7 protein-coding genes are annotated in these 9,661 nt (G+C 59.3%); 6 read left to right on the plus strand and 1 reads right to left on the minus strand.

What is annotated here, in order from left to right; all coding sequences use genetic code 11:
• Positions 1-38: 38 nt before the first annotated feature.
• On the plus strand, positions 39-4,286 hold the full coding sequence (gene rpoC / locus BMZ35_RS19875) for a DNA-directed RNA polymerase subunit beta' (RefSeq protein WP_093097008.1): 4,248 nt from the start codon (positions 39-41) through the stop codon (positions 4,284-4,286).
• A 164-nt stretch (positions 4,287-4,450) separates the two neighbouring features.
• Complete coding sequence (locus tag BMZ35_RS19880; protein ID WP_093097014.1) at positions 4,451-5,335, plus strand: DMT family transporter; 885 nt, start codon at positions 4,451-4,453, stop codon at positions 5,333-5,335.
• Here BMZ35_RS19880 and BMZ35_RS19885 read toward each other — a convergent pair.
• Complete coding sequence (locus BMZ35_RS19885) at positions 5,308-6,129, minus strand: putative rhamnosyl transferase (RefSeq protein WP_242654875.1); 822 nt, start codon at positions 6,127-6,129, stop codon at positions 5,308-5,310. The genes BMZ35_RS19880 and BMZ35_RS19885 overlap by 28 nt on opposite strands.
• A 346-nt stretch (positions 6,130-6,475) precedes the next feature.
• On the opposite strand from BMZ35_RS19885, the gene rpsL reads away from it, so the two are divergent.
• The 4 genes from rpsL to BMZ35_RS20685 all read left to right on the plus strand — a co-directional run.
• On the plus strand, positions 6,476-6,847 hold the full coding sequence (gene rpsL, locus BMZ35_RS19890) for a 30S ribosomal protein S12 (protein ID WP_054000841.1): 372 nt from the start codon (positions 6,476-6,478) through the stop codon (positions 6,845-6,847).
• 15 nt (positions 6,848-6,862) lie between these two features.
• On the plus strand, positions 6,863-7,333 hold the full coding sequence (gene rpsG, locus BMZ35_RS19895; protein WP_093097011.1) for a 30S ribosomal protein S7: 471 nt from the start codon (positions 6,863-6,865) through the stop codon (positions 7,331-7,333).
• A 21-nt stretch (positions 7,334-7,354) separates the two neighbouring features.
• Positions 7,355-9,472 carry an elongation factor G gene (fusA, locus tag BMZ35_RS19900; protein WP_093097013.1) on the plus strand — a complete coding sequence of 706 codons (2,118 nt, stop codon included), beginning with the start codon at positions 7,355-7,357 and terminating at the stop codon, positions 9,470-9,472.
• A 94-nt stretch (positions 9,473-9,566) separates the two neighbouring features.
• The coding region (locus tag BMZ35_RS20685) for a GTP-binding protein (protein WP_131814410.1) at positions 9,567-9,661 on the plus strand (95 nt) is incomplete at its 3' end.

The following is a 9,661-nucleotide window of genomic DNA, read 5'->3' on the forward strand; positions in this document are numbered from 1 at the left end:
TGCCCATCCTCCCTTCCGCACAAATTTGAGGTATCAAAATGAACCAGGAACTGACGAATAACCCGTTCAACCCGCTGACCCCGCCGAAGGTTTTCGACGAGATCAAGGTGTCGCTGGCAAGCCCCGAGCGCATCCTGTCGTGGTCGTATGGTGAGATCAAGAAACCCGAAACCATCAACTACCGGACGTTCAAGCCCGAGCGTGACGGTCTGTTCTGTGCGCGTATCTTTGGCCCGATCAAGGATTACGAATGCCTTTGCGGCAAATATAAGCGCATGAAGTATCGCGGCGTTGTCTGCGAGAAATGTGGTGTCGAAGTTACCCTCCAGAAAGTGCGCCGCGAGCGTATGGGCCACATCGAGCTGGCCGCACCCGTTGCACATATCTGGTTCCTGAAGTCGCTGCCCAGCCGCATCGGTCTGATGCTGGACATGACGCTGCGCGATCTGGAACGTGTTCTGTATTTCGAAAACTATGTTGTCATCGAGCCGGGTCTGACCGACCTGCAATACGGCCAGATGATGACCGAAGAAGAATACATGGACGCGCAGGACGCCTATGGCATGGACGCCTTCACCGCCAATATCGGCGCCGAAGCGATCCGCGAAATGCTGGCGGCGATTGATCTTGAGAGCGAAGCCGAGCAGCTGCGTGCCGATCTGGCCGAAGCCACCGGCGAACTGAAGCCCAAGAAGATCATCAAGCGTCTGAAGGTTGTGGAATCCTTCCTTGAGTCCGGCAACCGCCCCGAGTGGATGGTTCTGACCGTGATCCCCGTGATCCCGCCGGAACTGCGCCCGCTGGTGCCGCTGGATGGTGGCCGTTTCGCGACCTCGGATCTCAACGACCTTTACCGTCGTGTGATCAACCGGAACAACCGTCTGAAGCGTCTGATCGAACTGCGTGCGCCCGACATCATCGTGCGTAACGAAAAGCGGATGCTGCAGGAATCTGTGGATGCGCTGTTTGACAACGGCCGTCGCGGTCGCGTGATCACCGGCGCCAACAAGCGTCCGCTGAAGTCGCTGTCGGACATGCTCAAAGGTAAGCAGGGTCGCTTCCGTCAGAACCTTTTGGGGAAACGCGTCGACTTCTCGGGTCGTTCGGTCATCGTGACCGGCCCCGAGTTGAAGCTGCACCAGTGTGGTTTGCCCAAGAAGATGGCGCTCGAGCTGTTCAAGCCGTTCATCTATTCGCGCCTTGAGGCCAAAGGTCTGTCTTCCACGGTGAAGCAAGCGAAGAAACTGGTGGAAAAAGAGCGTCCCGAAGTGTGGGATATCCTCGACGAGGTGATCCGCGAGCATCCCGTGATGCTGAACCGTGCGCCGACGCTGCACCGTCTTGGTATCCAGGCGTTCGAACCGGTTCTGATCGAAGGTAAAGCGATCCAGCTGCATCCGCTGGTGTGTTCGGCGTTCAACGCGGACTTTGACGGCGACCAGATGGCTGTTCACGTCCCGCTGAGCCTTGAGGCCCAGCTGGAAGCGCGTGTTCTGATGATGTCGACCAACAACGTTCTGTCGCCCGCTAACGGCGCACCGATCATCGTGCCGTCGCAGGATATGATCCTTGGCCTCTACTATACGTCCATCGAGCGCGAAGGCATGAAGGGTGAGGGCATGGTGTTCTCGTCCATCGACGAAGTGCAGTACGCGCTGGATAGCGGCGCCGTGCATCTGCACGCCAAGATCACCGCGCGTATTCCGCAGATCGACGAAAACGGTCTTGAGGTGATGAAGCGTTACGAGACCACGCCGGGCCGGGTGCGTCTGGGGGCTCTGCTGCCGCAGAACACCAAGGCGCCGTTCGAGCTCGTCAACAAGCTTCTGCGGAAGAAAGACGTTCAGAACGTCATCGACACCGTCTATCGCTACTGCGGTCAGAAAGAGTCGGTCATCTTCTGTGACCAGATCATGACCATGGGCTTCCGCGAAGCGTTCAAGGCGGGCATTTCGTTCGGCAAGGACGACATGGTGATCCCGGATGACAAGTGGACGATCGTGGACGAGACCCGCGATCAGGTGAAGGACTTTGAACAACAGTACATGGACGGCCTGATCACCCAGGGCGAAAAGTACAACAAGGTCGTGGACGCCTGGTCGAAGTGTAACGACAAGGTCACCGACGCGATGATGAACACCATCTCGGCGGCCAAGAAGGACGAGAACGGGGCCGAAGCGGAACCGAATTCGGTCTACATGATGGCCCACTCCGGTGCGCGTGGCTCGGTGACCCAGATGAAACAGCTCGGCGGGATGCGCGGCCTGATGGCCAAGCCGAACGGCGACATCATCGAGACGCCGATCATCTCGAACTTTAAAGAAGGTCTGACGGTGCTTGAGTACTTCAACTCGACGCACGGTGCCCGTAAGGGTCTGTCGGATACCGCGCTGAAAACCGCGAACTCGGGTTACCTGACCCGTCGTCTGGTTGACGTTGCACAGGACTGCATCGTGCGGGCGCATGATTGTGGCACCGACAACGCGATCACCGCGGAAGCCGCCGTCAATGACGGGGAAGTCGTGGCATCGCTGGCAGAACGTGTTCTGGGCCGTGTGGCCGCAGAAGACATCCTGCGTCCGGGCACGGAAGAGGTGCTCGTTTCGGAAGGTCAGCTGATCGACGAACGCATGTCGGACATGATCGACGAGGCCGGTGTCGCATCGGCACGCATCCGTAGCCCGCTGACCTGTGAAGCGGAAGAGGGCGTTTGCGCCATGTGCTATGGTCGTGACCTTGCACGCGGCACGATGGTCAACACCGGCGAGGCCGTGGGTATCATCGCGGCGCAGTCGATCGGTGAACCCGGCACGCAGCTGACGATGCGGACTTTCCACATCGGCGGTGTTGCGCAGGGTGGTCAGCAGTCGTTCCTTGAAGCATCGCAGGAAGGCAAGATCGTCTTCGAAAACGCGAACATCCTTGAGAACGCCAATGGCGAGGCCCTTGTCATGGGCCGCAACATGAAGCTGTTGATCATGGATGACGCCGGCGAGGAACGTGCCAGCCACAAGGTTGGATATGGTTCCAAGCTGTTCGTCAAGGACGGGCAGGCCATTTCGCGCGGCGAAAAGCTGTTCGAATGGGATCCCTATACCCTGCCGATCCTGGCCGAGAAATCGGGGACAGCGAAGTTCGTCGACCTGGTCAGCGGTATCGCCCTGCGCGAGGAAACCGACGATGCTACCGGCATGACACAGAAGATCGTGGCCGACTGGCGTGCAGCGCCCAAAGGCAACGAGCTCAAGCCGGAAATCATTCTTGTGGATGGCGATGGCGAGCCGGTGCGCAACGAGGCGGGCAACCCGGTGCACTACCCGATGTCTGTGGACGCGATCCTGTCGGTTGAAGACGGTCAGGACGTGAAAGCCGGTGACGTGGTTGCGCGTATTCCGCGTGAAGGCGCGAAGACCAAGGACATCACCGGTGGTCTGCCGCGTGTGGCCGAACTGTTCGAGGCCCGTCGTCCGAAGGATCACGCGATCATCGCCGAAATCGATGGTTACGTGCGCTTTGGCCGCGACTACAAGAACAAGCGCCGCATCTCGATCGAGCCGAGCGACGAGTCGCTGGAAACCGTCGAATACATGGTGCCCAAGGGCAAGCACATCCCGGTGCAGGAAGGCGACTTCGTGCAGAAGGGCGACTACATCATGGACGGCAACCCTGCGCCGCATGACATCCTGTCGATCATGGGTGTCGAAGCGCTGGCCGATTACATGATTGACGAAGTGCAGGACGTGTATCGCCTTCAGGGTGTGAAGATCAACGACAAGCACATCGAGGTCATCGTGCGCCAGATGCTGCAGAAGTGGGAGATCCTCGACTCGGGTGAAACCACGCTCTTGAAGGGCGAGCATGTCGAGAAGATCGAATTCGACCACGCCAATGAAAAGGCGATTGCCGAAGGGCGTCGCCCGGCACAGGGCGAGCCGATCCTGCTCGGGATCACCAAGGCATCGCTGCAGACCCGGTCGTTCATCTCGGCGGCGTCGTTCCAGGAGACCACCCGCGTTCTGACCGAGGCTTCGGTGCAGGGCAAGAAAGACAAGCTGGTTGGTCTGAAGGAAAACGTCATCGTGGGTCGTCTGATCCCGGCCGGGACCGGTGGGGCCACGCAGGCCGTGCGCAAGATCGCGCAGGATCGCGACAATGTCGTGATCGAGGCACGTCGCGAAGAGGCCGAGGCCGCAGCTGCGCTGGCCGCTCCGGTCGAGGATCTTGGTGCGGACGACGTGTTCGACAGTGGCCTGGTGGAAACACCCGAAAGCCGCGATTTCGACTAAGCGTCTGATCTGATGGAAAAAAGAAAAGCCCCCGGCGTCGAGCCGGGGGCTTTTCTGCCTTTGGCATGAGTATTTCTGGCAAAATGAAGATTGGACTTGGTGGAATGGGAACGCCGCATTAGGGTCGCCGGGTTGTGTTCTGGCAGGGGGCTGTGATGCAGGGGATGTCCGACAATCTGAAGGGCGCGTTGTTGATGATGTGCTCGATGGCGGCGTTCACGCTGAACGATACCTGTGTGAAGCTTCTGGGGCCGGAGGTGCCGCTTTTTCAGATGCTGTTCCTGCGCGGGGCGGCTTCGACCCTGCTGATCTGGGGGCTGGCGCGCAGCCTTGGGCCGATCCGAGTGCGGTTTCCTGCGCGCGACTGGGGGCTGGTCGGGTTGCGCACGGGGGCTGAGATTGCGGCGGCCTATTTCTTTATCACCGCGCTTTATCATATGCCGATTGCCAATGTGACGGCGATTTTGCAGGTTCTGCCGCTGACCGTGACCCTGTGTGGGGCATTGTTTCTGGGAGAGGCGGTTGGCTGGCGGCGCATGGGTGCGATCATCGTCGGGTTCCTTGGCATGTTGCTGATCGTGCGACCGGGACCGGACGGGTTCGACATCTACGCGCTGTATGCGCTGGCGGCGGTTGTTGCCGTGACAGTGCGCGATCTGGCGACGCGAGGCATGTCGCGCAAGGTGCCGTCGATGACCGTGACGCTGGCGGCATCGCTTGGGGTGACGCTGTTTTCCGGGGTGGCGAGCCTGGGTGTGGAGTGGGCGACGCTCGATGTTGGGCAGCTCATGCTGTTGGGCGGTGCGGCCTTTTTCATTTTGGGCGGCTATCTGTTCTCGGTGTTGGTGATGCGGACGGGGGACGTGTCCTTTACCGCGCCGTTCCGGTACACCGGGTTGCTTTGGGCACTGGTGATGGGGTTTGTCGTCTTTGGTGACTGGCCGGATGCGCTGACACTGGCCGGGGGCGCGATCGTGGTTGGGGCCGGGGTGTTCACCCTGATCCGGGGGCGGCGGTTGTCTCAGGAAGAAAAGCGTGCGCGGACCTGATCGGCGTCGATGTTGAAGACGCGGCGGAAATGGGATTCGCCGGCGTCGTCCAGCAGGTCGAGCTTGACCGGGCGGACGTTCTTTTTCTGGCGCGAGTCGTTGAAGTCGGAATGGCCGCGCAGGAACATGTCCTCGCCGGAAAAGCTGGTGACGGGCATGAACCGGCTGATCTTGGAATGGCCGAAGTTGAGGATCGTGAGGTCGACGCCGGGACGGATGGCCATGGCGAGCCCGGCGGTCCAGAGATGTTCGATGACCGGGGTGGCCTTGATGCCGTGTTTGTTGGGGGCGGCGATATAGCCCTGGTTGAAGTCGATGGCGATATGGCGGTTCTTGAGCATCAGCGGGCGCAGATCCTGGGCCGCTTCGCGAAGGCGTTCGACATAGCGGATATTGACCGCGTCATCGTCATCCATGCGGAATTGCAGACAGGGTGCGTCCCGTTTCAGACGCACCGAGTTGATCGCGGTTTTCATCACCGGACGATGCGGGCCGGGGGCGTGGGCCTGAAGGATGGCTTGCGGCATGTCGGCGAGCAGATCGGTGAGCCGGTCGCGCCATCGGCGGGGCATGCTGTCACCAATGATGACGAGAAAGGTGAAATCCGGGTCGGTCTGCGCCTTGAGGCAGGGCAGGGTGAAGGATTCGAACAGGCGGAATCGTTCTTCCATGCGTTTGGGATCGTAGAGGAAGGCCATGCGTTCTTCGGGGGTAGTGTGGTCCACCTGAAAACCGCCGATGGCGGGGTAGGAAAACCGGCAGATCCCGATCACCTGCATGTCGCGGCTGTGCATGAACGGTGTCCCCTTGTCTGGCCCGGTTGACGCGCTTGTGGGACAATGGCATTGCCGACAAGCCCGCGCAACCGAGGGGTGCTGTTGACAAGCGTTCCGACTCCCCCTATACGCCCGACCATCCGGTAACTGGGGGTCGCCCCTCGTGAGCCGATATCAAAACTGTAGTGGTCAAGGTCCGGCCTATTTTGAAGGCTGCACCCTCTGAGAACTCACCGCGTCGTTTGCCTCGGAATGGAAACGATTGCGGTTTTTGCGCTTGTGGAAACACAAGTTGCACCAAACGACGAAGCCGTGCGGGGGCAACCCCGCGCATGACAAGTGAAGCAAACGGGAAAGAGACCCTATGCCAACGATCCAGCAGCTGATCCGCAAGCCGCGTCAGCCCAAAATCAAGCGCTCGAAGTCGCAGCACCTCGAGCAGTGCCCCCAGAAGCGCGGCGTTTGCACCCGCGTTTACACCACGACCCCGAAGAAGCCGAACTCGGCTATGCGTAAAGTTGCGAAGGTGCGCCTGACCAACGGTTACGAAGTCATCAGCTACATCCCCGGTGAAAGCCACAACCTTCAGGAGCACTCGGTGGTTCTGATCCGTGGCGGTCGTGTAAAAGACCTTCCCGGTGTGCGTTACCACATCCTGCGCGGTGTTCTGGATACCCAGGGCGTCAAAGACCGTAAGCAGCGTCGTTCGAAATACGGCGCCAAGCGTCCCAAGTAAGAAGGAGAGGCCGAGATGTCACGTCGTCACGCCGCCGAAAAACGCGAGATTCTGCCCGACGCCAAGTATGGCGATAAGGTGCTGAGCAAATTCATGAACAACCTGATGATCGACGGTAAGAAGTCGGTTGCGGAAAAGATCGTCTACAACGCGCTGGATCGCGTTGAGAACAAGGTCAAGCGCGCCCCCGTCGAAGTGTTCCACGAAGCACTGGACAACATCAAACCCAGCGTCGAAGTCCGTTCGCGCCGTGTCGGTGGTGCCACCTATCAGGTTCCGGTTGAAGTGCGCCCCGAGCGCCGCGAAGCGCTGGCCATCCGCTGGTTGATCACCGCGTCGCGCAAACGCAACGAAAACACCATGGAAGAACGCCTTGCGGGTGAACTTCTGGATGCTGTCAACTCGCGCGGTACCGCCGTCAAGAAGCGGGAAGACACTCACAAGATGGCCGAGGCGAACAAAGCCTTCAGCCATTATCGCTGGTAATCCCCAGAGGACATTAGACCAATGGCACGCGAATATCCGCTCGAACTATACCGCAACTTCGGTATCATGGCGCACATCGATGCAGGCAAAACCACCTGCTCGGAACGCATCCTGTATTACACCGGCAAATCCCACAACATCGGTGAGGTGCACGATGGTGCAGCCACCATGGACTGGATGGAGCAGGAACAGGAACGCGGCATCACCATCACCTCGGCTGCGACCACCACTTTCTGGGAACGCACCGAGGACGGTCAGAACGCCGATACGCCCAAGCACCGTCTGAACATCATCGACACCCCCGGCCACGTTGACTTCACCATCGAAGTTGAGCGTTCGCTGGCGGTTCTCGACGGTGCCGTCTGTGTGCTGGACGCCAACGCCGGTGTTGAACCCCAGACCGAAACCGTGTGGCGTCAGGCTGACCGCTACAAGGTTCCGCGCATGGTGTTCGTCAACAAGATGGACAAGATCGGCGCCGACTTCTTCAACTGCGTCAACATGATCGAAGACCGCACCGGCGCCCGCGCCGTTCCGGTTGGTATCCCGATCGGTGCCGAGACCGAGTTGGAAGGCCTGGTTGATCTTGTCACCATGCAGGAATGGCTGTGGCAGGGTGAAGACCTTGGCGCGTCGTGGATCAAGACTGACATCCGCCCCGAGCTTCAGGACATGGCCAACGAATGGCGTGAAAAGATGATCGAGGCCGCCGTCGAAATGGACGACGACGCGATGGAAGCATACCTGGAAGGCAACGAACCCGACGTGCCGACCCTGCGCAAACTGCTGCGCAAGGGCACGCTGTCGCTGTCCTTCGTTCCGGTTCTGGGCGGGTCTGCCTTCAAGAACAAAGGTGTTCAGCCGCTGCTCAACGCCGTGATCGACTATCTGCCCAGCCCGCTGGACGTTGTTGATTACATGGGCTTCAAACCCGGCGACGAAACCGAAGAGCGTAACATTGCCCGCCGCGCGGATGATGAGATGGCGTTCTCGGGTCTGGCGTTCAAAATCATGAACGACCCCTTCGTTGGCTCGCTGACCTTTACCCGCATCTACTCGGGTGTCCTGAACAAGGGCGACACGCTCCTGAACTCGACCAAGGGCAAGAAAGAGCGCGTTGGCCGGATGATGATGATGCACTCGAACAACCGTGAGGAAATCACGGAAGCGTTCGCAGGTGACATTATCGCGCTGGCAGGTCTGAAAGACACCACGACCGGTGACACGCTTTGCGCCGTCAACGATCCGGTGGTTCTGGAAACCATGACCTTCCCCGATCCGGTGATCGAGATCGCGGTTGAGCCGAAAACCAAGGCTGACCAGGAGAAGATGTCTCAGGGTCTGGGCCGTCTGGCCGCAGAAGACCCGTCCTTCCGCGTGGAAACTGATCTGGAATCGGGTCAGACCATCATGAAGGGCATGGGCGAACTTCACCTCGATATCCTCGTGGATCGTCTGAAGCGCGAATTCAAGGTGGAAGCGAACATCGGTGCACCGCAGGTGGCCTATCGCGAAACCATCTCTAAAGCGGTCGAGCATACCTACACCCACAAGAAACAGTCGGGTGGTTCGGGTCAGTACGCTGAAGTCAAAATGGAAATCATGCCAACTCAACCGGGCGAAGGTTACTCGTTCGAAAGCCGCATCGTTGGTGGTGCCGTTCCGAAGGAATACATCCCGGGTGTTGAAAAAGGCATCCAGTCCGTTATGGATAGCGGCCCGCTGGCCGGCTTCCCCGTGATCGACTTCAAGGTGGCTCTGATCGACGGTAAGTTCCACGATGTTGACTCGTCGGTTCTGGCCTTTGAAATCGCAGCACGTATGTGCATGCGTGAAGGCATGAAACTGGCAGGCGCGAAACTGCTCGAACCGATCATGAAGGTCGAAGTGATCACCCCGGAAGAATACACCGGCGGTATCATCGGCGACCTGACATCGCGTCGCGGTCAGGTTTCGGGGCAGGAGCCGCGCGGCAATGCGATCGCGATCGACGCGTTCGTGCCGCTGGCCAACATGTTCGGCTACATCAACACCCTTCGTTCGATGTCGTCGGGCCGTGCCCAGTTCACCATGCAGTTCGATCACTACGATCCGGTTCCGCAGAACATCTCGGACGAGATCCAGGCGAAATACGCATAAGAGATGAGGTGCGTGGGAAACCACGCACCCTACCCAAACCCGTAGGGTGCGTGCTTGCACGCATCATCCGACAAGGAAAAAAAGGAGCCTTATTATGGGCAAGGAAAAGTTTGAACGCAGCAAACCGCACTGCAACATCGGCACCATCGGTCACGTTGACCATGGTAAAACCACTCTGACGGCAGCGAT

Source organism: Shimia aestuarii, assembly GCF_900114635.1.
GTDB classification, from domain to species: domain Bacteria; phylum Pseudomonadota; class Alphaproteobacteria; order Rhodobacterales; family Rhodobacteraceae; genus Shimia; species Shimia aestuarii.